The sequence below is a fragment of the Pseudomonas cavernicola genome (assembly GCF_003596405.1).
Lineage (GTDB): Bacteria > Pseudomonadota > Gammaproteobacteria > Pseudomonadales > Pseudomonadaceae > Aquipseudomonas > Aquipseudomonas cavernicola.
This window is the reverse complement of the sequence record NZ_QYUR01000006.1, coordinates 578145-603314: the sequence shown is the minus strand read 5'-3', so window position 1 is coordinate 603314 and position 25170 is coordinate 578145. Positions and strand designations below refer to the sequence as shown.

Annotated in this window: 21 protein-coding genes, 2 tRNA genes and 3 pseudogenes; 7 read left to right on the top strand and 19 right to left on the bottom strand. The window is 59.2% G+C overall.

Annotated features, from left to right (window positions below; all coding sequences use genetic code 11):
- Positions 1–33: 33 nt before the first annotated feature.
- From D3879_RS26365 to D3879_RS18925, 6 genes are all read right to left on the bottom strand, one after another.
- Entirely contained in the window at positions 34–246 is a 213-nt protein-coding gene (locus tag D3879_RS26365; RefSeq protein WP_147411188.1) for a hypothetical protein, read from the bottom strand.
- Between the two features lie 86 nt (positions 247–332).
- Positions 333–872 carry a cysteine hydrolase family protein gene (locus D3879_RS18945; protein ID WP_119955794.1) on the bottom strand — a complete coding sequence of 180 codons (540 nt, stop codon included), beginning with the start codon at positions 870–872 and terminating at the stop codon, positions 333–335.
- 114 nt (positions 873–986) lie between these two features.
- On the bottom strand, positions 987–1310 hold the full coding sequence (locus D3879_RS18940; protein ID WP_119955793.1) for a DUF2834 domain-containing protein: 324 nt from the start codon (positions 1308–1310) through the stop codon (positions 987–989).
- 38 nt (positions 1311–1348) lie between these two features.
- Entirely contained in the window at positions 1349–1807 is a 459-nt protein-coding gene (locus D3879_RS18935) for a GNAT family N-acetyltransferase (RefSeq protein ID WP_218567846.1), read from the bottom strand.
- A 936-nt stretch (positions 1808–2743) separates the two neighbouring features.
- A complete protein-coding gene (locus tag D3879_RS26360; RefSeq protein ID WP_147411186.1) occupies positions 2744–3304 on the bottom strand; it encodes a winged helix-turn-helix domain-containing protein in 561 nt (186 codons plus the stop codon).
- 103 nt (positions 3305–3407) lie between these two features.
- A complete protein-coding gene (locus tag D3879_RS18925) occupies positions 3408–4169 on the bottom strand; it encodes a hypothetical protein (RefSeq protein ID WP_119955792.1) in 762 nt (253 codons plus the stop codon).
- Between the two features lie 146 nt (positions 4170–4315).
- On the opposite strand from D3879_RS18925, the gene D3879_RS27930 reads away from it, so the two are divergent.
- The gene (locus tag D3879_RS27930) at positions 4316–4450 is read left to right on the top strand and encodes a phage integrase N-terminal SAM-like domain-containing protein (protein WP_420800935.1); all 135 of its coding nucleotides are present in this window, start codon (positions 4316–4318) and stop codon (positions 4448–4450) included.
- A gap of 83 nt (positions 4451–4533) precedes the next feature.
- Here D3879_RS27930 and D3879_RS27215 read toward each other — a convergent pair whose 3' ends face one another.
- The 4 genes and pseudogenes from D3879_RS27215 to D3879_RS18905 form a co-directional block, all read right to left on the bottom strand.
- Complete coding sequence (locus D3879_RS27215) at positions 4534–4680, bottom strand: hypothetical protein (protein ID WP_238474283.1); 147 nt, start codon at positions 4678–4680, stop codon at positions 4534–4536.
- A gap of 60 nt (positions 4681–4740) precedes the next feature.
- A complete protein-coding gene (locus tag D3879_RS27210) occupies positions 4741–5037 on the bottom strand; it encodes a BRO-N domain-containing protein (protein ID WP_238474282.1) in 297 nt (98 codons plus the stop codon).
- A 372-nt stretch (positions 5038–5409) separates the two neighbouring features.
- Positions 5410–5769 carry a thiol-disulfide oxidoreductase DCC family protein gene (locus D3879_RS18910; protein ID WP_119955791.1) on the bottom strand — a complete coding sequence of 120 codons (360 nt, stop codon included), beginning with the start codon at positions 5767–5769 and terminating at the stop codon, positions 5410–5412.
- 154 nt (positions 5770–5923) lie between these two features.
- Positions 5924–6067: pseudogene (locus tag D3879_RS18905) on the bottom strand (transposase); the annotation flags it as partial.
- A gap of 32 nt (positions 6068–6099) precedes the next feature.
- Between D3879_RS18905 and D3879_RS18900 the strand changes: the two are divergent.
- Positions 6100–7179: pseudogene (locus D3879_RS18900) on the top strand (IS1182 family transposase); the annotation flags it as partial.
- A gap of 125 nt (positions 7180–7304) precedes the next feature.
- On the opposite strand, the gene rimO reads toward D3879_RS18900, so the two are convergent.
- Complete coding sequence (gene rimO / locus D3879_RS18895) at positions 7305–8630, bottom strand: 30S ribosomal protein S12 methylthiotransferase RimO (RefSeq protein WP_119955790.1); 1326 nt, start codon at positions 8628–8630, stop codon at positions 7305–7307.
- Positions 8631–8872: 242 nt separating this feature from the next.
- Between rimO and D3879_RS18890 the strand changes: the two genes are divergently transcribed.
- The gene (locus D3879_RS18890) at positions 8873–10780 is read left to right on the top strand and encodes a potassium transporter Kup (RefSeq protein ID WP_119955789.1); all 1908 of its coding nucleotides are present in this window, start codon (positions 8873–8875) and stop codon (positions 10778–10780) included.
- Positions 10781–10913: 133 nt separating this feature from the next.
- Here D3879_RS18890 and D3879_RS18885 read toward each other — a convergent pair whose 3' ends face one another.
- The 3 genes and pseudogenes from D3879_RS18885 to mprF all read right to left on the bottom strand — a co-directional run bounded on the left by D3879_RS18885 (position 10914) and on the right by mprF (position 15511).
- The gene (locus D3879_RS18885; RefSeq protein ID WP_119955788.1) at positions 10914–11462 is read right to left on the bottom strand and encodes a cytochrome b; all 549 of its coding nucleotides are present in this window, start codon (positions 11460–11462) and stop codon (positions 10914–10916) included.
- 139 nt (positions 11463–11601) lie between these two features.
- Positions 11602–12870 (bottom strand): virulence factor family protein, encoded by a 1269-nt coding sequence (locus D3879_RS18880; RefSeq protein ID WP_119955787.1) that lies wholly within the window; start codon positions 12868–12870, stop codon positions 11602–11604.
- A pseudogene (gene mprF / locus D3879_RS18875) lies at positions 12870–15511 on the bottom strand (bifunctional lysylphosphatidylglycerol flippase/synthetase MprF). Before mprF ends, D3879_RS18880 begins: the two are co-directional and overlap by 1 nt.
- Before the next feature lie 167 nt (positions 15512–15678).
- Here mprF and D3879_RS18870 point away from each other — a divergent pair.
- Positions 15679–16512 carry an enoyl-CoA hydratase/isomerase family protein gene (locus D3879_RS18870; RefSeq protein WP_119955786.1) on the top strand — a complete coding sequence of 278 codons (834 nt, stop codon included), beginning with the start codon at positions 15679–15681 and terminating at the stop codon, positions 16510–16512.
- A 60-nt stretch (positions 16513–16572) separates the two neighbouring features.
- Here D3879_RS18870 and D3879_RS18865 read toward each other — a convergent pair.
- Together D3879_RS18865 and D3879_RS18860 are read right to left on the bottom strand one after the other, a co-directional pair.
- Positions 16573–16649 (bottom strand) — tRNA-Met (locus tag D3879_RS18865).
- 126 nt (positions 16650–16775) lie between these two features.
- A tRNA-Met gene (locus D3879_RS18860) sits at positions 16776–16852 on the bottom strand.
- A 137-nt stretch (positions 16853–16989) separates the two neighbouring features.
- Here D3879_RS18860 and dinB point away from each other — a divergent pair.
- Positions 16990–18045, top strand: coding sequence for a DNA polymerase IV (gene dinB / locus D3879_RS18855; RefSeq protein WP_119955785.1), 1056 nt, complete (start codon positions 16990–16992; stop codon positions 18043–18045).
- An 856-nt stretch (positions 18046–18901) separates the two neighbouring features.
- Here the strand turns inward: dinB and D3879_RS18850 are convergent.
- From D3879_RS18850 to D3879_RS18840, 3 genes are all read right to left on the bottom strand, one after another.
- A complete protein-coding gene (locus tag D3879_RS18850; RefSeq protein WP_119955784.1) occupies positions 18902–19306 on the bottom strand; it encodes an META domain-containing protein in 405 nt (134 codons plus the stop codon).
- Between the two features lie 11 nt (positions 19307–19317).
- Positions 19318–19758, bottom strand: a complete 441-nt coding sequence (locus D3879_RS18845) for a hypothetical protein (RefSeq protein ID WP_119955783.1) — start codon at positions 19756–19758, stop codon at positions 19318–19320.
- 177 nt (positions 19759–19935) lie between these two features.
- Complete coding sequence (locus D3879_RS18840; RefSeq protein WP_119956353.1) at positions 19936–22689, bottom strand: ATP-binding protein; 2754 nt, start codon at positions 22687–22689, stop codon at positions 19936–19938.
- Positions 22690–22877: 188 nt separating this feature from the next.
- Between D3879_RS18840 and cysM the strand changes: the two genes are divergently transcribed.
- Both cysM and rlmD read left to right on the top strand, forming a co-directional pair.
- Positions 22878–23780: a cysteine synthase CysM gene (cysM, locus tag D3879_RS18835; RefSeq protein ID WP_119955782.1), complete on the top strand. Its 903-nt coding sequence runs from the start codon at positions 22878–22880 to the stop codon at positions 23778–23780.
- Positions 23781–23782: 2 nt separating this feature from the next.
- Entirely contained in the window at positions 23783–25135 is a 1353-nt protein-coding gene (rlmD, locus tag D3879_RS18830; protein WP_119955781.1) for a 23S rRNA (uracil(1939)-C(5))-methyltransferase RlmD, read from the top strand.
- Positions 25136–25170 lie beyond the last annotated feature (35 nt).

Sequence of the window (25170 nt, the reverse complement as noted above, 5' to 3'; positions counted from 1 at the left end):
GCGAAGCGAACGACTTGAACTGCTTGTTAGGGATTACAATGCCCATGGATTATCAAGTGCGGGATGCTTTTTGTTGAATTGCTTGTTGTGTAAATGATCTATAAGTGTGCGCAGTCCCATAAGGTTGAAGCGGGTGCATGCGGTGTGACGGCGAGAGCTAAGCAGATGTTGCGGGCCGGATTCTTCACGACGACACGGAGCGCCGGAAAGAAAGCGAATTTTATGATTGGGTTGCGTAACTTCCATGCGCGCACCTTGTTATTTGCTTTTACCGCCTAACGTTTGACGTGAGCGGCTGACGGAGGCCGCAGGAGGTCCACTCGATGGAAGGGTTAGGCCCCAATGCGCAAGTTCTCAGTGGAGATAGCGCGAACTCTAGGCCCGAAACTACGGATGTTTGTAAGCGTGTCATTGTGGTGCCGAATAATTTGGGCTGCAGACAAATGCTCGTTGCCCTCCGTCGTATGCGCGTCCTCTACCAGGACAACCGGGTAACCGAGCGCCAGCGCCCTACGAGTGGTTGTGTCTACACAGAACTCCGTATGCATTCCGCAGATTACAAGATTGGCAACAGCATGCTGTGTAAGAACCCCCTCCAACTCCGTGCGATGGAAAGAATCTGGGGTGGTCTTTCGAATGCATAAGTCGGTTGGCTCAACGTGAAGGCCATGGGCAAGTTGCCATGCATCTGTTCCAAACTCAAGGTATCCAGATTTGGACTCGTGCTGTATGAAGATCACAACTGCACCTGCAGCACGCGCCTTCTCGGAGACCTTGTTGATTCGAGCGATGACTTGCTGTGACTCAAAAGCGTCGTGTTCGCCTTCGCATAGACCCTGCTGGACGTCAATGACAAGTAGTGCTGTATTCATGGTAAAGAACTCGTGGGCTGTGGATGTATGGGGCCTAACGATTAAGCCAACCGGCAGGCAAAAGCGTAGCTTTTGACTGTCCAGCGAACGGAGTGAGCGAGGTTGAGCGACTTGTTATGCATTTTGCACGACGCTCTCTTTTGAAAAAGCTTTTACAACGATATAGAGAAGTGGCCCGATAGAGACAAAAATTGCTGTTATTGCAAAGTACGGTGCCAGATATCCGATAGATTTTCCTCGCGCTTTGGCGTCGCTGTACATCCAGACGCACGAGAGCGCAGCAAGAATGTAAAGATCAATCACTACTTGCGCCGTGTCAGGGCTGGACATGAGTTGGATGCCGAACTGAATCAAGGACTGCTCTGCGTTAAGCATGACGGAAATTGTGTATGCGGAAAACGCGATCAAGGTAACGAGCGGTAGTGTGACTTTTTTCATTTTTCCCTCCTTGGTTTTGATGATGCCTAACGCCGCAATCACGCGCTTGTCGCGTGGATTATATGGTTATGTTTGGTGTATATATTAGGCACTATAATCTCCATAAAGGTTTGTGGATTGGCCAGTGCCTTAAAACCAAATTGTTCGTACAAGCCGTGAGCATCTTTTGTCGCCAGAACCATACGGCGGAGACCTTGCAACTCAGGGTACTCTAATATCACTTTCATTAACCATTTACTCAACCCCTTGCCTTGGTGCTCTTCAAGCACAAAAACATCGGCTAAATAAGCAAAAGTCGCTGTATCGGTAATCATGCGAGCAAAACCTACTTGCCCTCCAGAGTTTGAGAAAATCCCGAAGCACAATGAATTTTCAATAGCGCGTCGCATTGTCTCCACTGGAATATTACTGGCCCAATATGATTGAGAAATGAAACCATGAATCACGGTTAAGTCCATATCTTCATGGTTAGTGCTAATTCTATATCCTTCGACCAATGTTGGCTCTCCTAAAGACATAACGTTTAGCTAAGGGGCCGCGCGCATGCGCCGTCCCAGCGAACGAAGTGAGCGCTTTGAGTACCAATTGTTATGCCTTCATTGATATATGAATGTCTGAAATATATCTACATTAAAATCAATATCTTTATGTTCAAAGTCGTACATTGCTGAAGGCGGTATATTGGTTGGATATTGTACTCTGAAAAACCCACCAACACTGGGTTCAAAACCGTCGCTTGGTATGCCTGGATTAAGGCCGAGACTTATACCTGCAGGCGAAAAATCATTATCTATAAACTGTGATGCAATTATGGCTGAAAGTGCAGAAGTTGCATCGATAAGATTTTCGAAGTTGGCCTCGTGAAAGTTGATATGTCGATCGTGCTTTGTGTGGTTGTATGCTTGGTACCATGGGAGAGGGCTGAGAGTGGTCCAAGGAAGGAATGGACTTCTAATTGATTGACTTCCAAGCCAATTGGGAACTTTTATTTTGTACTGAGAGAGGTAGTGGCTCTGCTCAATTTTCTTGTAATCGTCAATGTTTCAATTCCCTGATTTTGAGTAGCCATTCTCTCTGAGAATTGCTTTGCAATTAGCTTCAATTTCAACGCATGTTCTAAGAAGTAACTCATGAATGCGGTGTGAGTGTGTTTTTAGATTGGCGTCTGATGGCTCAACGTAATCGAAAAGTTCAAGGATGTCCTTTTGAATGAGCAGGAATCCCCTAATAAAATTGCTTGGCGAGTCTGCGTAATCCTTGTGGTGTACATACATCCACTTTCCAGAGTTTGAGTAGCTTCCGTCAGTAAAAATTCGTGCAGTTCTTTTATATGGATTAGAGACTCCCATCTATACCTCGATATGCATAACGATTAAGCTAATGGGCGGCGGAACGCCGTCCCATCGAACGAAGTGAGCGATTTCAGCGCATTGTTATGTTCTTGCAACGCGAAGCCACTTTTTCTTTGCGTTTGGTTGACGCTGAATTTTACCGGCACTTATAAGGCTATTGAACGATGTAGTAAATTCTGACTTTGAGATATTTAATTTTTCTTGTATTTCAACCGCAGTAATTGGTTGTGCCATCAATTTAAGGATTTTTGCTTCTATTGATGTGTCGAGCGCAACTACTACATCAGTTTTTTCTGGCTCAAGGCCAATGTATGGGTTGTTTGGTTTTACGCCAGAAAGCGAGCACTGAAATTCGAAAGCTTTCCATAAACTTAGATCTTTTGAACAAAGTATAAATTCAAGTGCTTTTTTCTCTGCCTTGGAGAGATACCCGAGTATCTTTGATAGGTGCGCAATTATGTGAAAATCTGCTTGGTTCTGCCCGCTCGGATAGCCACTAACGCAAGTAAGAAGGGCATTGGCGCATGCAGATTTCAGGCTTTCAGAATTTGTAAAAACAAAAACTCTATCTAGAACTGAAATTGTCAGTTCGTCCAGCATGCTCAAGCCAATATTCTCAGCGTCAACGTAATAGATTTTCAATGGCCACTCCTTTGTCCAACAAGTACATAACGGTCAGGTTAAGGGGCGGGCTTTAGCCCGTCCCGAGTGAGCGAAGCGAACGGCCTTGAACAGCGTGTTAGCTTTAGTTGAACTCATACTCTTTGTCACCAAGCTTGATAATGGTTTTTATCCCTCGATTCATAAGGTCAAAGCCGAGGTGGTATGGTGTTTGCGCTTCTGCTGGCTGATAGGAAATATAAACATCAACGTTTTGATAAAAGCAAAGCCTGCCTAGAAAGAGACCGAAATTATCAACGCCGGTAAATTGATAATAAAAAACCTCTGGGTTGTCGCCATATTTTGGCTGGTCGGCCAATTCAATACTTGCCTTGTCTTTGAGGAAAGCTTTGAATGCTTTTGGATTTTGCTCTTTTGTATAAAGAAAGCCGAGGTATGGTTTTACGATGCCATTAAAATTTTGCTTGTAGTGATGGCGGTGTATTCCGTAGGCGATATGCGTGAAGCAATCTATTAGCCTTTTATGATCGGGAGTGCCCCAAAGCAGCTCAAGAAATTTATTCTCATCCCCAATTCTCAGAATTTCTTTTCGTAGGAATACTTTTTCCAGCAGCTTGTATGATGTTCTTTTTAATGCTCTCTGAATTTTCCCGTTGTAATGCTGGTAGCCGATAGAGTTGTTTCCAATTATTCCTGCGATGCTAACCATCAGAAACTCATCGTCATGCGATTTTTTTCCATTGTGATCCTCGCATGAGGGGACGGTGATTAAATTGATTCTAAGATCCTTTCCTGAATCCTTAAGCTCAGGAAATAAGCACTTTGGTGGCACATGCTCAACAGAGGTTGCCACCTTGTGACACATATAACACTGCTCTTGTGGCATACGGCGCGTTCCCTGCTAAGTGAAGCTAACTATAAATAGACACCAAATGGTGTAATAACGCTTTTACGGACGTGGTGGATAACATTCCTTGTCCTCTCGTCTATCCCTGTCTAGGCGGGGCATTGTGGCGGTCGGGTGACCGCTGAATGGAGTTATGCACCATGGACGGAACGCCCAAGCTGCTCGATCAGCTGCGTGATCAAATTCGCTTGAAACACTACTCGATTCGCACTGAGCGCGTCTATTGCGAGTGGGTTAAGCAGTTCATACGCTTTCATTAGTATCGCCACCCCGTCGAGAGGGGGTGGCTGAGGTTGGGGTGTTTCTTTTGGATCTTGCTGTGCGCAGAGTTTTTTTGATGTTGTCAACGCATCCAGCGCGGCAGGAAGCCCGGTCGCACCGGCCGTTGGTGGTTATCGTCGGGTTGGCTGAAGTGGGGCAGCTCATTCAGCGGTATCCATAACTTGCCCTGCCATTCCAGCAGGCTGATCCGCCGCGTGTCCCACGTCATCAGCGTGCGCCGTGGCGAGGGTATGTCGGGGGGTCGTGCATCGCGCAGAGTGGGGATGACTTAATGGGTCAGCCAGCGGCGCAGGCCGCGAAGTTCCGGATGGCTGAACCGGTAGAACGCCCGGTAGATGGCGGATTCGCTGATCATTTCTACCACTTCCTCATCACCGCTTGCCTGGGCGAAATGCACGGTTCTGAGTTGGTCGTCGTCTGCCAGCCGGCAGATACGTTCCGGGTGGCGATGACCTATCAATAGTCCGAAATCGCGAGCAGCGAACCAGGGTTGGTTGTCGATCATCAGTCCGCGAAGAGGGCGGTTGTAGCGAAGAAAAGTAGGGGGGATGTATGCGTCATGCATGGTGAAGCTCCAATGTTGAGTTGAAAGCCACCACCATTCGCTGTCAGTCGAAGGGTGGCAGATCGCGCGAGGTTGACAGACCGGCAACATTGAAACCGGCAGACCACGAGGGTCTCCCCGCGCGATCTGCCATAAAGCATTGCAGTCAAAACTGCATGCGTATCGATGCCTACAAAAACGTTCACCGTTTTCGCATGCACCTGCTGGCGCAATCGCGCCAATGTTGGTTCGGGCTGTCAAACCCGGCCACGGGATTTACCGAGGCCGGCGCAGGATAGGTGGGGTGGAGTGGAAGGGCAAGCTCTTGGGTCATGCCTATATGGAAGCCAGATGATCTACACCCTCGGGCTCATTCATAGCTGGCAGGCTCTGTCAGAGCCTGCCGCTGTGCCTTAGTCGGCGTAGCACCCAGTGTCGGTAGGTCCAGGAAAGTATCGGCTTCAGCCCGGGCAGGCCGAGCAGCCAGGCGAGGGGCTTGAGGTGGCGGGTGCGTGCCAGCAACAGGATATAGGCGTCGAGTTCGCGGTGGATGCGTCCCTGTTCGTCCTGCACATGCAGTTCGGTCAGGGCCTGGTAGGGGTCGATGCCGATCCGCCGCAGCTCTTCGTCGCGCCCGCTGATATCCAACCATTCCACGGAGTCGTCGCCATCAGTGCTGAATGTCTGGTAGCGGCGACGATCGGCGACGCAGCGCGGGCAGGTGCCGTCGTAGTAGACCTTGAGCTTGGCCATGGGGTGGCCCAGGGTGAGGGTATAAGGAAGAGTTTAGCGATGTAGAGCCTTGTAGGGCGGGTGCAACCCGCGCTTCTAGCTGGATTTGTCGCGCGGGTTGCACCCGCCCTACTGAAGCTTTGATCGTTTCCGTGAGGCCCTGACGCAGAACCGCGTCCTTGCGGTAATCGGCGATGGTCTTGAAGTCCGGCTTGAGCCGATTGAGCAACCACATGACTTCGACGTTGCGCAGGCATTCAGCTTCGAGGCGTCGGGAGGAGCGGATGCGTTGGAAATAGCCATACAGGTACAGCTTGACCATCTGGTCCGTGTGATCGATGCCTACGTGGCTCGTTCAGCGCGACCTGTCGGGCCTTCGTGCAGTTTTGCCGTCAAGCCGGGCTGATCGCCGGAGAGTTGGTGGCCATCGATGGCAGCAAATTCAAGGCCGTGGCCTCAGCGCGTCGGCATGTGGATCTGAAGAAGCTCAAGCGTCAGCAAGAGAAGCTGGATAAGCGTATCGCCCAGTACCTGGCGGAGCTGGATGAGGCGGACAAGTCCGAAGCCAATGAGGCCGTTGACCGTAGTGCGGTAAAAACGGCGCTGGAGCGACTGCAAGCCAAACAGGCCGACAACCTGACTTGCCAAGCACTGATGCAGGCCCTGGAGCTTGAGCAATTCATCACCACCGAGAGCGATGCCCGGATGATGCGTACCCCTCGGGGTGGGCGCGTCGCTTACAACGTGCAAACAGCTGTGGACGCCGAGCATTGCCTGATCGTGCATCACGAGGTCACACAGGACGGCAACGATACCCAGCAGCTCGAGCCGATGGCTAAAGCCGCCCAGTCCGAGTTGCAGCAGGATGTGCTGACGGTCACTGCCGATGCCGGTTACTCCAACGGCGAGCAGTTCCAGGCATGCGAAGATGCCGGCATTACCGCCTATGTGCCGCCCAACCGGGCAGTTAACAACCAGGGTGGTGATACGCAGCTGTTCGAGCGAAGTGATTTCACTTACGACGCAGAGAGCGACCAGTACCGCTGTCCGGCAGGCAAGTTGCTGACGCTCAAGCAACTGAATCGCGGGGAGCGTATCTACCACGCGGCGATCAGCGACTGCAGCGCTTGCCCGCTCAAGGCACAGTGCACCAACGCCCAGCGTCGCTACCTGAGACGCCATGCCCACGAGGCGGCCTTTGAGCGAATGGAGCAGCGGCTGCAGGCGCAGCCCGAGATGATGGCGAGTAGGCGGTCCATCGTCGAGCATCCATTTGGCAACCTCAAACAATGGCTATTTGGTAATGGTCGCTTCCTGCTTCGCCAATTGAAGGGAGCACGAACCGAAATGGCCTTAGCGGTACAGGCCTATAACCTCAAAAGAGCGATCAACGTGCTCGGCGCACGCCACCTCATCGGATTGATGGGCTGATACAGCCTTTTTCTCCCCTGGGTCCGCACACAGCAAAACGCCCCGAACCAGTCGGGGCGTTTGCTTGGTCAACCATTAGTACGTTTTCGCACAGCCTGAAGTGCGGGGCGTTTCTATGTGCATATTTAGAGCGTTTCGGCCCAGAGGTCGTACTCGTCGGCGTCGGTGACGCGGCACCAGACTTTGTCGCCGGGCTTGAGGTCTTGGTCGCTGTCGACGTAGACGTTGCCGTCGATTTCCGGGGCGTCGAAGAAGCAGCGGCCGACGGCGCCTTGTTCGTCGACTTCGTCGATCAGTACTTCGATTTCCTTGCCGACTTTCAATTGCAGACGGGCGGCGCTGATGGCTTGTTGGTGGGCCATGAAGCGATCCCAACGGTCCTGTTTGACCTCATCCGGTACGTGGCTGTCCAGCAGGTTGGCGGGCGCGCCTTCCACTCGGGAGTACTGGAAGCAGCCGACGCGGTCGAGCTGGGCTTCGGTCAGCCAGTCGAGCAGGTATTGGAAGTCTTCTTCGGTTTCGCCGGGGAAACCGACGATGAAGGTGGAGCGGATGATCAGCTCCGGGCACTGTTCGCGCCATTTCTTGATGCGCGCCAGGGTCTTGTCTTCGAAAGCCGGGCGTTTCATGGCTTTGAGGATTTTTGGGCTGGCATGCTGGAAGGGGATGTCCAGGTACGGCAGGATCTTGCCGGCGGCCATCAGCGGGATCACATCGTCGACGTTGGGGTACGGGTAGACGTAGTGCAGGCGCACCCAGACACCGAGTGTGCTGAGAGCCTCGCACAGCTCCAGCATGCGGGTTTTCACCGGCTGGCCGTTCCAGAAGTCGGTTTTGTATTTCACGTCGACGCCGTAGGCGCTGGTGTCCTGGGAGATCACCAGCAGCTCCTTGACGCCGGCTTTGACCAGGCGCTCGGCCTCGCCCAAGACGTCGCCGACCGGGCGGCTGACCAGCTTGCCGCGCATCGACGGGATGATGCAGAAGCTGCAACTGTGGTTGCAGCCTTCGGAAATCTTCAGGTAGGCGTAGTGGCGCGGGGTGAGCTTGATACCTTGCGGTGGCACCAGGTCGATCAGCGGGTTGTGATCGAGTTTCGGCGGCACGGCATCGTGAACGGCGTTGACCACTTGTTCATACTGCTGCGGGCCGGTGACGGCCAGTACGCTGGGGTGTACGTTGCGGATCGCGCTTTCTTCCACGCCCATGCAGCCGGTGACGATGACTTTGCCGTTTTCGGCGATGGCTTCACCGATCACTTCCAGCGATTCAGCCTTGGCGGTGTCGATGAAACCACAGGTGTTGACCACCACCACGTCGGCGTCCTGATAGGTGGCGACGACCTCGTAACCTTCCATGCGCAGCTGAGTCAGGATGCGTTCGGAGTCGACCAGGGCTTTCGGGCAACCCAGGGAAACGAAGCCGACTTTCGGCGTGGCGGCGGTGGACATGGATAACCTCAGGCTTTGTAGATGGACGCTTGCGGCGCCTCTGATCAAAAAGTGCGCAATTCTAGCGGCAGGCCGCGCGCTTGACCAGCCTCCGTCCAGCAGATGCCAGTTAGCTATGCTCAGTGCGACCGGTCGAGCACTACGCCGGCTTCTTAGGGCAGGGATAATCAGGTATAAAGCCGGCCAGTTTGGGCAGATGCGTGTGGCGCCACTGTCCGCGATCCATTTCAGGAGCTTACTGCATGTCCAAGACGCACTCTGCGGCGGCTGGCGAGCCGGCAACTCAGGCTAAATCATCGACAGTCGGCCTGATGGTCGCCGCGGTGGGGGTGGTCTATGGCGATATCGGCACCAGCCCGCTGTACACCCTGAAGGAGGTATTCTCCGGCCATTACGGGGTGCAGGCCAACCAGGATGGGGTGTTGGGCGTCCTCTCGCTGATCTTCTGGTCGCTGATCTGGGTGGTGTCGATCAAGTACGTGCTGTTTATCCTGCGCGCCGACAACCAGGGCGAGGGCGGGGTCATGGCGCTCACCGCCCTGGCGCGGCGTGCGGCCCTGCCTTACCGGCGGCTGAAGACGCTGCTGGTGCTGCTCGGCCTGTTCGGTACGGCCTTGTTCTACGGCGATAGCATGATCACCCCGGCGATCTCGGTGCTCTCCGCGGTGGAGGGGCTGCAGCTGGCTTTTGACGGGATCGAGCACTGGGTGGTGCCGCTGGCCTTGATAGTGCTGGTCGGCCTGTTCCTGATCCAGAAGCACGGCACGGCGCGTATCGGCATCCTGTTCGGCCCGGTGATGGTGATCTGGTTCGTCGTCCTCGGCGCGCTCGGGGTCTATGGCATCCTGCAGCGGCCGGAGGTGCTGGAGGCGCTCAACCCCTATTGGTGCGTGCGGTTCTTTATCACCCATCCGGGCATCGGCGTGACCATCCTCGGTGCGGTGGTGCTGGCGCTGACCGGCGCCGAGGCGCTGTATGCCGATATGGGCCACTTCGGCCGCAAGCCGATCGACCGTGCCTGGTTCGCCCTGGTGCTGCCGGGGCTAGTGCTCAACTACTTCGGTCAGGGAGCGGCGATCCTGGCCGATCCGGAAGTGGCGCGTAACCCCTTCTACCTGCTGGCGCCGAGCTGGGCGCTGCTGCCGATGATCGGGCTCGCCACCTTGGCCACCATCATCGCCTCGCAGGCGGTGATCACCGGCGCCTTCTCCCTGACCCGCCAGGCGATCCAGCTCGGCTACGTGCCGCGGATGTTTATCCAGCACACCTCCAGCGAGGAGCGGGGGCAGATCTATATCGGCGCGGTGAACTGGGCGCTGATGGTCTGCGTGGTGCTGCTGGTCATAGGTTTCGAGTCCTCCAGCGCGCTGGCCGCCGCCTACGGGGTGGCAGTGACCGGCACTATGCTGATCGACACCCTGCTGGTGGCGTCGGTGATGCTGCTGCTGTGGAAGACCCCGCACTGGCTGGCGATTCCGGTGCTGCTCGGTTTCCTCCTGGTGGACATCCTGTTCTTCGCCGCCAACGTGCCGAAGATTCCCGAGGGTGGTGCCTTCCCAGTGATAGTCGGTATTGCCCTTTTCATCCTGATGACCACCTGGAAGCGCGGTCGGCAGATCGTCGTCGAACGTCTGGATGAGGCTGCGCTGCCGCTGCCGATCTTCATCAACAGCATCCGTGCCCAGCCACCGCACCGCGTGCAGGGCACCGCGGTGTTCCTCACTGCGCGCTCGGATGCGGTGCCCCATGCGCTGTTGCACAACCTGTTGCACAACCAGGTGCTGCACGAGAAGGTGGTGCTGCTCACCGTGGTGGCCGAGGATAGCCCGCGGGTACCGGAGGAGCGGCGTTTCGAGGTGGGAGCCTATGGCGAGGGCTTCTTCCGGGTGATCCTGCACTTCGGCTTCATGGAGGAGCCGGACGTACCGGCGGCGCTCAAGCTGAGTCACTTAAGCGAGCTGGACTTCAGCCCGATGCGCACCACCTATTTCCTCAGCCGCGAGACGGTGATCCCGACCAAGCGCATCGGCATGGCGCGCTGGCGCGAGGGGTTGTTCGCCTTCCTGCTGAAGAACGCCAACGGCAACCTGCGCTTCTTCAATCTACCGCTGAACCGGGTGATCGAGTTGGGCACCCAGGTGGAGATTTGATCGGCCTGGGCTGGGCTGGCTAGCGCGGTTTAGATCGTAGGCTGGGTAGAGCTAGGCGAAACCCAGCCTACGGAATTGCGGTAGGCGCACGAATCAAGCGCTCAGCCGTTAGCTCGATAGTTTCAACGGTCTGTTAGCCGCGACCGGGCAGCATGCGGATGAAGGTGTTATCGCGGCTGATGAAGTGGTGGAACAGCGCCGCCGCGGCATGCAGGCCAATCAGCCAGTAGCCGAAGGTGCCGGCCAGTTCGTGCCATTCCTTGATTTCTCCGGCCAAATCCGGGTTCTTGCCGATCAAGGCTGGCAGTTCCAGGCCAAAGAATGGAATCGGTTTGCCCGCAGCACTGAGGACTAACCAGCCGGCCAGTGGTGCGCCGATCATCAAGGCATAAAGCGCCAGGTGCATCAGTTGGCCGAGGGCCTTCTGCCAGCCTTGCGGTGCCGGCTCAATGCCTGGTGTCGGCGCGAGCAGGCGTGCGAACACGCGCAACCAGACCAGCGCAAACACGCCAAGCCCCAGCATGAAGTGCCATTGTTTGAGCAGCTCGCGGGTTTCACTGCCTTTCGGAAAGTTGCCCTTGAGTTCGATGCAGGCGTATAAGCCGACGATCAACGCCAGCATTAGCCAGTGCAGGGCAATGGACAGGCTGCCATAACGGGATGGGGTGTTTTTCCAGGTCATCGTGGTTCCTTGGTTCGAGTCAGCGCCACTCTTGGTGGGAGGGGGGCTGCCGGCAGTCTGGCCGGCTGGGCCTAAGCCCGCCAGCGCGGGTTTAGTTGGCACTCTAATGTGCAGCCGGGGGAGCTGATTATGTCCTGGATCAACCGGCGGGCGTGAGCTGGCGGCTCTGGATGGCCTTGATCAGACGTGCCGCCAGGGCCGGGTAGTCCTCGTCGAAATGGTGGCCGCCGGGTAGCTCGAACTTTTCGCCGACGCTGGTTGCTTCGGTGCAGCCGCTTTCGCTGATTTCTTCCTTGCCATATACGCACAGCACTTTGGCCGCTGGCAGGCGTGCTACTTCCGGGCCGATGGCGGCCTCTTTGCCGGCGCTACCGAGCCAGCCCTGGACTTCTATTTCAAAGCTGCCGCTACGAGCCAGGGCGATCAGCAAGATAGCCGCCACCTGTTGTTGTTCGCTGGTGGGCAGGCGGTTGTAGATGGCTGGCAGCACATCGGCGCCGAAGGAATAACCGGTAAGGACGAAGCGCTTGGCGCCCCATTTTTGCCGGTAGTGCTGCATCAGCTTGGCCAGATCGCTGGCGCTCTGTTCCGGGCTTTTGTGCTGCCAGTAGTAGCGCAGGGCGTCGATGCCGACCACCGGATAGCCGCGTTTGGCCATTTCCCCGGCTACAGCGCGATCCAGGTCACGCCAGCCGCCATCGCCGGAATAGAACAGGGTGACGGTGTCGGTCGCTTGTGCCGCAGGCACTTCCACCACCGGCATCGCATCGCCTTGGCCCTGCAGCAGGCGGCGCAGTTGGCTGTCGAGTACTTGTGCCAAAGGCGTGTCGTAGTCGCTGATGCTGGTTTCGCCATTGCTTTGCTCGCGGGCGAATGCCGCGCTGGGATCGTCCGGGCTGTCGTTCCAGGCCGCCAGCCAGTGGCCGTGGGCGGCTTTTGCCGGCAAGGGGGTCGGGCAGTTTGGCTTTTCTACCGTGAAGGCTACCGACAGCGCCTGGGCCTGATCGTTGTCCTGCCCGGCCAGCCAGCGCCAGGCCAGCGTAGCGCCGGGGCCAATGCCGGCGACCAGCGTGGCTGGGCCCGCCAGATGCTCCAGGCTGGCTTGCAGGCGTTGCTGCTGGGCGTTGCAGTCACCCTCGGCGAGGACGAATTGCACCAGCTGTGCACCGCTGTCACGGCTGAGGGCAAGCAGTTGCGCATCGCTCAGCGCTTGCTCGGCCGGCACGGCCAGGGCCACCTGAGCTGGCGCCGCTTTACCGGGCTTAACCAAGGTCAGCGGGCTGCCGTCGGTTAATTGCAGGTGTTCCACGCTGGGCGCGGCGGTCGCGCGGCTCCACAGCAGCAGGCCGATAGCCAGAACCATCAGGATGAGGACGGCGAGCGTATGTCGCCAGTAGCGTCGGATCATCAGCGTTTCACCAGTCCAGTCAGGCCGCCAGCGATCAGGGCGGCGGTGTCAGCCAAGGCTACCAGTGGGTCGAGGCCGGCGGGCACGGCCATGTAGCGCGGTTCTCAATCCGGTTGGAATTTGTCCTTGAAGCGGCGCAACCCTTGGAAATTGTAGAGCTGCTCGCCACGCCGGAACACCATGGCGCCAAGCCGCTGGGTCAGCGGCGCACCGCGGCGCGGTTGCAGGCCTGCCAGCGGCACCATACCAAGGCTGAAACGCGCATAGCCTTGTTCTTTGAAGTGCAGGATCAGGCCAAGCATGAGGAACTCCATAGTCAGCTTAGGCGCTTGTGGGTGTGCGCGCATCAGGTCCAGGCTGGCCAACTCGTGGCTGTGGGTTTCCAGCAGATTGGCGAAAGCTACCGCGCGGCCTTGGAAGCGAATCACCGCGATGCGGAAATGCTGCAGGTATTGTGGGGTGAAACGGCCCAGCGAGAAGCCTTTCTCGCGAACGTTTTTACCGCTCAGCCAGGCCTCGGAAATCGCCTTCAGCTCATCCAGTGGCACCTCACCGGCGGGGTAGATTTCCAGCGCCAGACCATCACGTTGGCCGCGGTTCCAGGTGTAGCGCAGGTCTTTCATCTCCTTGCCTTTGGCCTCGAGATCGAAGCGCGGTAGATCGACACGAGCTTCCTCGCCGAGTTTCAGCGCGGTCAGGCCGATGTCCATGTAGAACGGCAGGTTCTCCGCGCGAACCTGGTAGAACACCGGGCGGGCATGGTGCAGGTCGCAGAGGTCGCGGAACTGCCAGATCAGCTCGGCACGCTGCTGCGCTGGGCCGATCGGGTCATACAGCGCGACCAGGCTGCGGCCGCGACGGGCGTACATGAGGAAGGCGTCATCGCCCTGATGGAACAGCAGTGCCTTGTCGCCAGTCAGGGCCAGGCCGCCGTCCGGCTGGTCGGAGGCCTTGAGGATGGCCGCGGCAGTCGCCAGTTCCTCGCCATCCGGCAGATTGATCACCGGCGGTGCGGTGCGCAGCAGCCAGGTCAGCGCGACGATGACCAGCAGCACCGCGCTGCCCAACGCCGAGCGCAGGGCGCGTGGGGCATTGGCATCCAGCGTGAATTGCCACCAGAGCTCGTGGCTGTAGGGCACGCCCTGATAGGCGAACAGCAGCAGCCAGACCGAGGCGGCCAGTACACAGACGCTGGCGACTAGGTAGAGCGGTGAGAACGGCAGCTCCAGCAGCCGGCTGGGGCGGTAGAAGGAGCGCCGGAACAGGGCCAGGAGGCTGGCGGTAAGGGTCAGCAGGCTGGCCTCTTCCCAGTCGAAGCCTTTCAGCAGGGAGAGTAGGGCGCCGACCAGTAATAGTGCCAGGGTCAGTGCCCAGGCGGCCGAGAGGCGTCGGCGCAGGCCTTGGGCGAGTAGCAGGCAGAGCACACCGATCAGGCTGGCGCCGAGATGCGAGGCGTCGACCAACCGATGCGGAATCAGAAAGCCGAGGTGTTCCAGGCGGGTGTCGATCGCCGGGGTGGCACCGGAGAACAGCAGCACCATACCGGAGAGGAATACCAGCAGCGCCAGCACCGGCGCGGCCATGCCGGAGGCGACGCGCATGGCTTGGCGCGTGGGCAGCAGGCGCTGGGCTTCGACCAGCAACAGCAGCAGGCAGGCCAGCAACAGCGGCAGCAGCACATAGATCAGGCGATAGAGCAGCAGGGCCGCGGCCAGCGGTGCAGCGCCGAGCTGGTCAGCAAAGGCCGCCAGCAACACCGCTTCGAATACCCCGACACCACCTGGCACATGACTGAGCACGCCCGCCGCCAGGGCGAGCAGATAGACCAGCATGAAGGCACCGAACGGCGGCGCTTCGGGCAGCAGCAGATACAGCACAGTGGCTGCGGCCGTCACATCCAGTGCGGTGATCAGTAGTTGCAGCAGGGACAGGCGTAAACCGGGGAGACGCAGGGTGCGACGGCCGACACGCACCAGCAGGTTCTGTGGCATCGGCTGCTCGGGCAGGCGGCGGCGATAGATGCCGGCCACCAACAAGCCGCCGATCAGCAGGACGGCGCCGGCAATACCAGCCAGCACGGCGCAGGCAGGTGCAGCGCGGCCGCGGCATCTGGCAGGTCGCTGAGGGTGGCCAGCGCGGCCAGGATGGGCAGGGCGCAACCCAGGGAGAGGCTGGCGAACAGCGTCATCCTCGCCACTTCGCTAGCCCCTAAGCCGTTACGGGCGTAGAGGCGGTAGCGCACCGAGCCCCCGGAGAGCAGCGACAAGCCCACCGCATTGCCGATGGCGAAGGCGCTAAAGCCGCCAAAGGCGATGGTCGGCACCGGCAACTGCACATCGGCATAGTGGCTGGCCGACCATTCATAGCCGAGTAGGATCATAAAACCGAGCGCGGTGGCTGCCAGGGCACCGAGCAACGAGGGCGTCGGTACGCTGAGCAACGAGTCGCGCAGGGCATTCGGGTCCAGCTCGCTGAGCAGGTGGCGGCAGGCAATCAACCCCACCCCGAACAGCAGCAACGTCAGCGCCAGGCCTAAGGGCTGTCGGTAAGTGCTGAGGCGCTCCAGCCAGCGCAGGCGCGTCGAGGTGATTGGCTCGGAAGCAGGAGGAAGCGGTTGCACATCGGGTGGATTGGCGCGCATGGAGCACCTCTAAGGCTGTGCGCGACAGAGTGGGGGTGCCTGGGCTGGTTACCAATGGCTGCGCGATAAATATTTTCCGAGGGCCGCATTATTCTGCGGCTGGATAGTAGTTCCGGGCGCTGCTCGCTACGCCGCATGCTCGCGGCACACCAATTGGAGAAGCACTTATGACCCCCTATAACAGTCTGCAACGTCACGATGAAGCAGGCGTAGCCATCATCAGTTTCGACCATCCGCCGATCAACTTGCTCGATCGTCAAGTGGTGGTCGATCTGTTGCGGCTGGTCAAGGAGCTGGAACAGGATATTGCCACTCGGGTTGTGCTGTTTCGCAGTGCCAATCCGGACTTCTTCATCGCTCACTATGATTTGGCCGGGCAGGTCGGTGAGCAGGCGCCAGTCTTGCCGCCTGCCGGTGAGCCAAGCCTGTTGAGTGCGTTGTTCAGTCGTTTTGCGCGTTTGCCGCAAGTCACCATCGGTGAGTTGCAGGGGCGCGCCCGTGGCGCCGGCAGTGAATTTCTCTTGGCGCTGGATATGCGCTTTGCCTCCCGCGAGAGGGCGCTGCTCGGTCAGCCGGAAGTGGCGGTGGGTCTACATCCGGGTGCCGGGGGCTGCGTGCGGCTGGCGCAGATGCTCGGCCGGGGGCGGGCGCTGGAAGTCTGTTTGAGCGGGGCTGACTACGACGCCGAGACCGCTGAGCGTTACGGCTGGATCAACCGCGCGCTGGCGGATGCAGAGCTACGACCCTTTACCGAAGCCTTGGCGCGGCGTATCGCCAGCTTTCCCGCTGCCGGTATTGCCCATGCCAAAGCTGTGGTAGGGCAGTGCACGCAATTGGACTCGGCCGCTTTGGCCGATGAGTCGCAGCGCTTTGTCGCCGAGATGGCTTCAGCTGAAACCGTGAAACGAGTCGAGTGGATGCTGGTCCAGGGCGGACAAACCGATGACGAGTTGGAGCGCAATCTGGGGGCATTGTTAGCGCGCTACCCTGAGCAGCTGTAAAGCTGATTCAGGAACGCCAGAAACACAAAAGGCCACTTTTTCAAGTGGCCTTTAAATGTTTGGTTGCGGGAGCCGGATTTGAACCGACGACCTTCGGGTTATGAGCCCGACGAGCTACCAGACTGCTCCATCCCGCGCCGGCTATTCTACAGTCGAGCGCTGCCCTGTCAACCGCTATTTTGCTTTTGGATCAAAGACTTAAGTGTTTGTCGGAACGACAGGCACAAAAAAGGGCCACTTTTTCAAGTGACCCTTTATTTGTTTGGTTGCGGGAGCCGGATTTGAACCGACGACCTTCGGGTTATGAGCCCGACGAGCTACCAGACTGCTCCATCCCGCGCCGGCTATTCTACAGTTGGGCGCTCGGCTGTCAACCTTTAGTTTTGAAAAACTGTTGTTTGTTCAGATGCTTAGCGCTGCCCTAGTGCTACACTGCGAGGCTCAAGGCCATGCTGGGCGGGGCTTACCGGACTTTCTGTGCGCAAGATTATCCACGTCGACTGCGACTGCTTTTACGCCGCCATCGAGATGCGCGACGACCCCCGCCTGGCCAATAAACCCGTGGCGGTCGGTGGATCGGCGGATCGGCGTGGGGTAATCGCCACCTGTAACTATGAAGCACGGGCTTATGGCGTGCGTTCGGCCATGTCCTCGCGGCATGCACTGAAACTGTGCCCGGATCTGCTGATCGTCAAGCCGCGGATGGACGTTTATAAAGAGGTCTCGCGGGAAATCCAGGCGATCTTTCGCGAATACACCGAGATTATCGAGCCTTTGTCGCTCGATGAGGCCTTTCTGGATGTCTCGGATTGCCCGCACTTTTCCGGTAGCGCCACCCGTATTGCCCAGGACATTCGGCGGCGGGTCTCGCTGCAGCTGCATATCACCGTGTCCGCCGGGGTGGCGCCGAATAAATTCCTCGCCAAGATCGCCAGTGACTGGCGCAAGCCCAACGGTCTATTCGTGATTACCCCGGATGAGGTGGAGGGCTTCGTCTCGGCGCTGCCAGTCAGCAAGCTGCATGGGGTGGGCAAGGTCACCGCGGACAAGCTTGGGCGCCTGGGGATAATCACCTGTCTGGATCTGCGCGAGTGGAGCAAGTTGGCGCTGGTGCGCGAGTTCGGCAGCTTTGGCGAACGCTTATGGAACCTGGCGCGTGGCATCGATGAGCGTCCGGTGCAGGTCGACAGCCGCCGACAGACCGTGAGCGTGGAAAATACCTACGACAAGGATTTGCCCGATCTGCCGGCTTGCCTGGAGCGTTTACCGGGCTTGCTGGAGCTGTTGAACGAGCGCATGGCGCGCCTGGATGGCAGTTACCGGGCGGACAAACCTTTCGTTAAATTGAAATTCCATGACTTCACCCAGACTACCCTGGAGCAAGCTGGAGCCGCGCACGATCTGGACAGTTATCGGAAGTTGTTGAGTAGCGCGTTCGAGCGTGGCGGCAAGCCGGTGCGGCTGATCGGTGTCGGTGTGCGGCTGGTCGATTTGCGGAGGGTGAGCGAGCAGTTGGAGCTGTTTGCTCGCTGAGTGCTGTAATTGATAGGGTGCGATGAAGGTTGCAGGTGCGCATTGGCATGGCCAGCGCGCAGCAGCTCATGAGCAGGCTCTATGGTTCATATCAGGTTCTTCTTGGAGTTCAGGGGGACGGTTAACACTGGATAGGCAAGAGGGTTGCAAGAGCTTCGCTGTTTGTTGGCCTTGAAGTAGTGCCCGGGCCATTTATCGCGCTGGCTGATGCTTCTGGTTGCGCCCCCTCGGGCGCCTCACTTTTCTTTTATGCGAAAAGAAAAGTAAGCAAAAGAAAGCGCACCCCGACATTCGGGTCTTCGCTGCGCTCCGACTTCCCTCGTTCCGGCACTGCTCCGGGGGCGCGCCACGAAGGGACGTCCCTGTCCCTTCGTGCCTCGCTCGGCGTCCTGCCTCGCGTCCCCCTGCGCAGTACCTCCACTCGGCCTCCTGACGGGGCCCCAGGGTGTCGCCTGCAAGTTTTTTAAACTACCTGGTGCCAACAGCTGCCTGGTGGATTTGAGACAAAAAGTGGGGCGGGGACAGAGCCCCTTCAGGAGGCCGAGCGGAATCGTTGCGGAGGGGGTTGAGCGGCAGGGATGCCGCGAGAGCCGCGATGGGCCAGGGACGGCCCTTCGCGGCGTACCCCCGGAGCGACGATGGAGAGAGGGAACCCGCCGCAGGCGGGCCGGATGCCGGGGCTAGACCTTTTGGTTTCTTTTGGGGCAATGCCAAAAGAAACTCGCCCAGCAGGGCGAAACCGTTCTATCAGCCTGCACGGCAAACGGGTAATGACTCAGGACCATCAGCCAACACCCTCTTGCCTATCCTGCGCTAACCTTTCATGTCCCCCGGTAATCCGTGAAGAACCTTATTATCAGCCCTTTTCCGGCCACACGCGGATCGGTTTGCCTTCCGCCGGCCACAGGCGCAGCTGGTCGATCGGTGAAACGTCCCAGCGTTGTACCTTGCCCAGCGCTTCGAGGAAACGGGCTTCCTGCTCCATCAGCGCCGGTGCGCACATTTTGCGGGTGCTGCCGGCTTGGCCGAAGCTGAGCTGCTCGCCTTTCATTTCATAGGAGGCGAACCAGTGGTTGCAGCCCGCACTGCCATAGGCGCGGCCGTCTTCGCCCAGGGTCAGGGTCAGGTGGCTGTTGTCGATCAGTGGGCGTTCGCCGATCCATTCCACTTGGTAGGTGCTGTCTTGCTCCAGCACCAGGGCGTCGCTGGCGCAGCCGAGCAGGCTGGTGGCGAGCAGGCTGAGGGCGAGGGTACGGTTCATTGGGCGTCCTTTTAGCACTTTTGGTCTTGTTGGCACTTGGGGCACAGGTGACGGCCGTTGCTGTTTTGCCAGTGCAGTTCGCGAATGCGGGCTTCGGCGGCCGGCGCATGGGCCTTTTTGCCGAGCGCGGAGTCGACAGCGAACTCGAAATCCAGCTGTACGCCGCAACCGTCGCAGTTCACCTGCCAATTCAGAATAGCCAACTCGCCGAACGCCGGACCTTGCGCCACGGCTACCCACTGCCCGGCAGGGTTGATCAGGTGGCGAACCTTATCAACGCTTAGGCGCATGCTCAGGTCGCGGCTGCCTTTGAGGGTCACCAGCAGGCTATCGCCGCTCTGGATCGAGCCGCCGTTACCGGTGACTTGATAACGACCCGGCGCCAGGGCGCGGCATTCAATCAGGGTGTGCTCAGGGTTGAGCAGGTTGTAGCGGAAGTCGTGTTCGGCCATGGGAGCTGGTTTCAGTCGCTATCTAAGAGGAAATATAAGGCCGGCATCTTAACACGGGCCAAGGCCCGACCAGGCTCCGTGGCCGCCCAGCGGCCCAGGCGGCGAGCAAGCTGGCGTGGGGGTGTCAGCGGCATCGACCAGGCAGCCCCACCCCTTCGGCGTACGTGCGCCTCAGGGCTAGGCGTTGAGTTTGGCCTCGCTAGCCAGTCGGGTGATGGCTGCATCCAGTTCGTCCAGCGCCACTTTGGCAGCTGGATCGTTTTGCTTGAGCAGGGTTTCGCTGCGCTGGCAGGCGGCTCGCAGTTGCGGGACGCCACAATAACGGGTGGCACCGTGCAGGCGGTGCACTCGTTCGATCAGGGCGATGCGGTCGTCGGCATCGCGTGCTTGGCGAATGGCTTGGCGGTCCGCATCCAGCGAGGCGAGCAGCATGCTCAGCATATCGGCCGCCAAGTCGGCCTTGCCGGCGGCCAGGCGCAGGCCCTCTTCGGCGTCCAGTACACGATGGTTGAGGCTGGCTGGCGAGCTTTCCGCAGAACGGTCCGGGCCGTGGTTGCGCAGCGCCAGGCCGGTCCACTTGAGTACTACTTGAGCCAGCTGCCGCTCGCTGATCGGCTTGGTCAGGTAGTCATCCATGCCGCCTTGCAGCAGCGTGCGTTTTTCGTTGGCGAGGGCGTGAGCGGTGAGCGCGATGATCGGTATTGGCCCGCTTTCGCGTTCGGCTTCCCACTGACGGATTGCCTCGGTGGTTTGCCGGCCGTCCATGCCCGGCATTTGCACGTCCATGAAAATCAGGTCGAAGGACTTTTTTTGGATGATGGCGAGGGCGGCGTAACCACTGTCGACGGCGCTAACGTCGGCCCTCATGTCACCGAGCAGGGTTTGCACCAGCAACAGGTTGGCCGCGTTGTCGTCGACGCAGAGCAGGCGTGGCGGCCGACTGGACGGCATGCTGGCGGCTTCTGCGCGTAGATGGCGCGGGCTGACCAGTTCCGCCAGGGCGCGCTGCAACTTGCGGGTGCAGGCCGGTTTGGCTTGCAGTTGGCTGTGGGCGTCAGGCAGGGACTCATGATAGAGCGTCTGTTCGGTGGTCGGGCAGAGCACCAGGCTTTTGCAACCGAGGCGCTCGAGATCCCAGATTCGCTGGCTCAGGCGTTCCGGCGGCAGTTCTTGGGCGGTCACGCCGAGTACGGCCAGGCCAATCGGGCTGTCGCCGTGTTGCTGTGCGGCAACGGCTTCCAGCAGGCTGTCCAGGTGCTGGTACTGCGACACCTGTAGGCCACAATCCTCCAGCTGGTGTTGCAGGGCCTGGCGCGCCAGTTCATGGCTTTCCAGAATGGCCACGCGACGACCGAGCAGTGGCGCGCGCGGCAGGTCTTCGGCGTCATCGCGGGCTTTCGGCAGGCTCAGGCTGACCCAGAATTCCGAGCCTTCGCCGGGGGTGCTGGCGACACCTATCTCGCCGCCCATCTGTTCGATCAAGCGCTTGGAAATCACCAGGCCGAGGCCGGTGCCGCCGGCTTGCCGCGACATCGAGTTATCGGCCTGACTGAAGGCTTGGAACAGCGCACGCAGATCCTCATTGGACAGACCGATGCCGGTGTCCTGCACACTGATGCGCAGTTGGGCGCGGTCGGTGCTTTCATCCTCGACCATGGCGCGCATGACGATGGTGCCTTCGCGGGTGAACTTGATCGCGTTGCTGACCAGGTTGGTCAGCACCTGTTTGAGGCGCAGCGGGTCGCCGATCAGTGACAGCGGGGTGTCGCGGTAGACCAGGCTGACCAGTTCCAAGTGCTTGGCGTGGGCGGCCGGGGCGAGGATGGTCAGGGCGTCCTGCAGCACATCGCGCAGGTTGAACGGGATATTTTCCAGCACCAGTTTGCCGGCTTCGATTTTCGAGAAGTCGAGGATTTCGTTGATGATCCCCTGCAGGCTGTCGGCGGATTTTTCGATGGTGCCCAGGTAGTCCTGTTGGCGCGGGGTCAACTCGCTTTTTTGCAGCAAATTGGTGAAGCCGAGAATGCCGTTGAGTGGGGTGCGGATCTCATGGCTCATGTTGGCGAGGAACTCGGATTTGATCCGGCTCGCTTCCAGGGCTTCCTTGCGCGCGAAGTCCAGTTCGATGTTCTGGATTTCGATGGTTTCCAGGTTCTGCCGGACGTCTTCGGTGGCTTGGTCGATGCTGTGTTGCAGTTCTTCCTGGGCGTTTTGCAGCGACTCGGCCATGCGGTTGATGCCCGAGGCCAGCTCGTCCATTTCGTGGCTGCCGAGTGGCGGCAGGCGGGTTTCCAAACGGCCTTCTTTGAGTTGGCTGACGCTCTGCTTGATCCGTCGCAGCGGCTCGTTGATCGTGCGGCTCATGTGCAGGGCCAGCAGCGCAGTGACGCCTAGGCCAGTGACAATCAACAACAGGCTGGTGACCAGGCTGCGGTAGCCGCGCAGCAAGGTGCCGTGGTGTGACAACTCCAGTTCGACCCAGCCCAGCAGGCGTTCGGGGTCATCCGCTATCGGGTCGCCGGCCAGGCTGCGATGGCGGCCGAACACTGGCAGCAGAAAGCGCGTGGCATCATTCCCACTGCGCTGTAGCAACCGGTTGCCTTCACCCTCAGGCGTCGGGTTGAGCATGCTCGGGCCGGCGTGCGCCAGGTGCGCGTGCTCGGCGGAGAGAAAGCGCACGGCGCGCACATCCGGCTGATCCAGGGACTCGCTGGCGATCCGGTTGAGCAGCTGGGTATCTTGGCGTGCCAACGCGGGGGCGGCCAGTGGGGCCAGTTGCTCGACGATCATCTGCCCGCGCTGGAGTAACTGCGCGTGCAGGTCGGACAGCTGCACCCAGGTGAAGTAACCACCCAGCACCAGCGCCAATAAGCTGGTGGGCAGCAGGGTGAGCAGTAACACGCGGCCCTTGATGCCAAGATCCTTGAACACAATCATCCTCCCGCGTTGCGTTGGTTCTATGAACTCAGGCCGGCAGTGTAGCGCTTGCCCTTGTGCGAACAAGAGGCGAGCGCCTTCCTTATAACAACCTGTAATAAGCCTCCGTGTTCGTGTGTTATGGCGCCCGGCAGTTTGCCGTTATCATGGGTGCCCCCTGCGTCCGGATTGCGAACCCCGCCATGACCCTGCAGTACCCCACTATCGCCGATTGCGTCGGCAACACTCCGCTGGTGCGCCTGCAACGCCTGCCAGGTGCAACCAGCAACACCTTGTTGGTGAAATTGGAAGGCAATAACCCGGCGGGCTCGGTGAAAGACCGCCCGGCGCTGTCGATGATCACTCGCGCCGAACTCAGTGGTACGGTCAAGCCTGGCGATACCTTGATCGAAGCGACCTCCGGCAACACCGGTATTGCGCTGGCCATGGTCGCCGCGATCAAGGGTTACCGGATGATCCTGATCATGCCGGACAACATGAGCGCCGAGCGCAAGGCGGCGATGACCGCCTATGGCGCCGAGTTGATCATCGTCAGCAAGGAAGAGGGCATGGAAGGTGCTCGCGACCTGGCTGAGCGCATGCAGGCCGAAGGCAAGGGCAAGGTGCTCGATCAGTTTGCCAATGGCGATAACCCGATCGCGCATTACAACGGTACTGGTGCGGAGATCTGGCGCCAGACCCAGGGCAGCATTACTCACTTCATCAGTTCCATGGGTACCACCGGCACCATCATGGGTGTGTCGCGTTACCTCAAGGAGCAGAACCCGGCGATCCAGATCGTCGGTTTGCAGCCGATGGAAGGCTCGGCGATTCCGGGTATCCGCCGCTGGCCAGAGGAGTATCTGCCGAAGATTTATCAGGCCGAGCGCGTCGATCGCATCGTCGATATGTTGCAGAGCGAAGCGGAAGACGTGATGCGCCGGCTGGCCCGTGAGGAAGGCATCTTCTGTGGTGTTTCTTCCGGTGGCGCGGTGGCAGCCGCTTTGCGCTTGTCGCGTGAAGTGGAGAATGCCGTCATCGTGGCGATCATCTGCGACCGCGGCGACCGTTATCTATCCACCGGCGTCTATGATGACCCACGTTAATCATGGCTAAACGTAGCGGCGATTTGCGCTTCCAGCCGAGCGGCGGTACTCGCGCGCCGCAAATCCCGGTCGGCAAGAAACAGCGCTTGACCATCGAGCGCCTGGCCAATGACGGCCGCGGCATCGCCTTTTTTGAGGGACGTACCTGGTTCGTCGCCGGCGCACTGCCGGATGAGCAGGTGGAGGCCCGCGTGCTCGGTGCCCGCAGCCAGGTTGTTGATGCACGTGCCGAACGGATTTTCACCACTGCTCCGCAGCGGCGTGTCGCGCCCTGTGCCCATGCGGGACGCTGTGGCGGCTGCACCTTGCAGCACCTACCGCATAGCGAGCAGTTGGTCTTGAAACAGCGCCTGTTGGCCGAGCAACTGAGTCGAATCGCCGGGCTGCAGCCGGACGAGTGGGCGCCGGCGCTGGTCGGTCCAGAGTTCGCTTATCGCCGCCGCGCGCGCATTGCGGTGCGCTGGGATGCCAAGGCCAAGCAGTTGGATGTGGGCTTTCGCGCGGCGGCCAGTCAGGACATCGTGGCCATCACCGATTGTCTGGTACTGGTACCGCCCTTGCAGCCGATTATTCGCGCGCTACCGCAGCTGCTGCGCGGCTTGGCAAAACCGCAAGCGCTGGGGCATGTCGAGCTGTTCAGTGGCACGGCCAGTGCAGTTTTGGTGCGGCATACCGCGCCGTTGCTGGACGCTGACCTGGCGTTGTTGCAGGCCTTTTGTGCCGAGCACAGCGCGCAACTGTGGCTGCATGGCGTCGGTGAGCCGCAGCCGGTCGATCCCTCGCAAGCGCTGGGTTATCGGTTGGCGGCATGGGACCTGCAGTTGGAATATCGCCCCGGCGATTTCGTTCAGGTGAATGCGCCGGTGAATGAGGCAATGATCGCGCAGGCGCTAGACTGGTTAGCGCCGCAACGCGATGAGCGGGTGTTGGATCTGTTCTGTGGCCTGGGCAATTTCGCCCTGCCGCTGGCGCGCCAGGTGCGCGAAGTGGTGGCGGTGGAAGGTGTCGCGGCCATGGTTGAACGGGCGGCGGGTAACGCTGCGGCCAATGGTCTGCACAACGCGCACTTTTTTCAGGCGGACTTGTCGAGCCCGCTGGCCGATGCCTCTTGGGCGGCACAAGGTTTCTCTGCTGTACTGCTAGACCCGCCACGCGATGGCGCGCTGGAAGTCGTCCAGCAAATCGGCGCTTTGCGCGCCAAGCGAGTGCTGTATGTGTCCTGCAATCCGGCAACTCTGGCACGCGATGCGGCTGAGTTGGTGCGGCAGGGCTACCGGCTGAAACGTGCCGGAATACTCGATATGTTTCCACAGACGGCACATGTCGAGGCGATGGCGTTATTCGAGGCGAACTAGGAAGTTCGCGTAATCCGACTAGCCCAGAGAAGGCT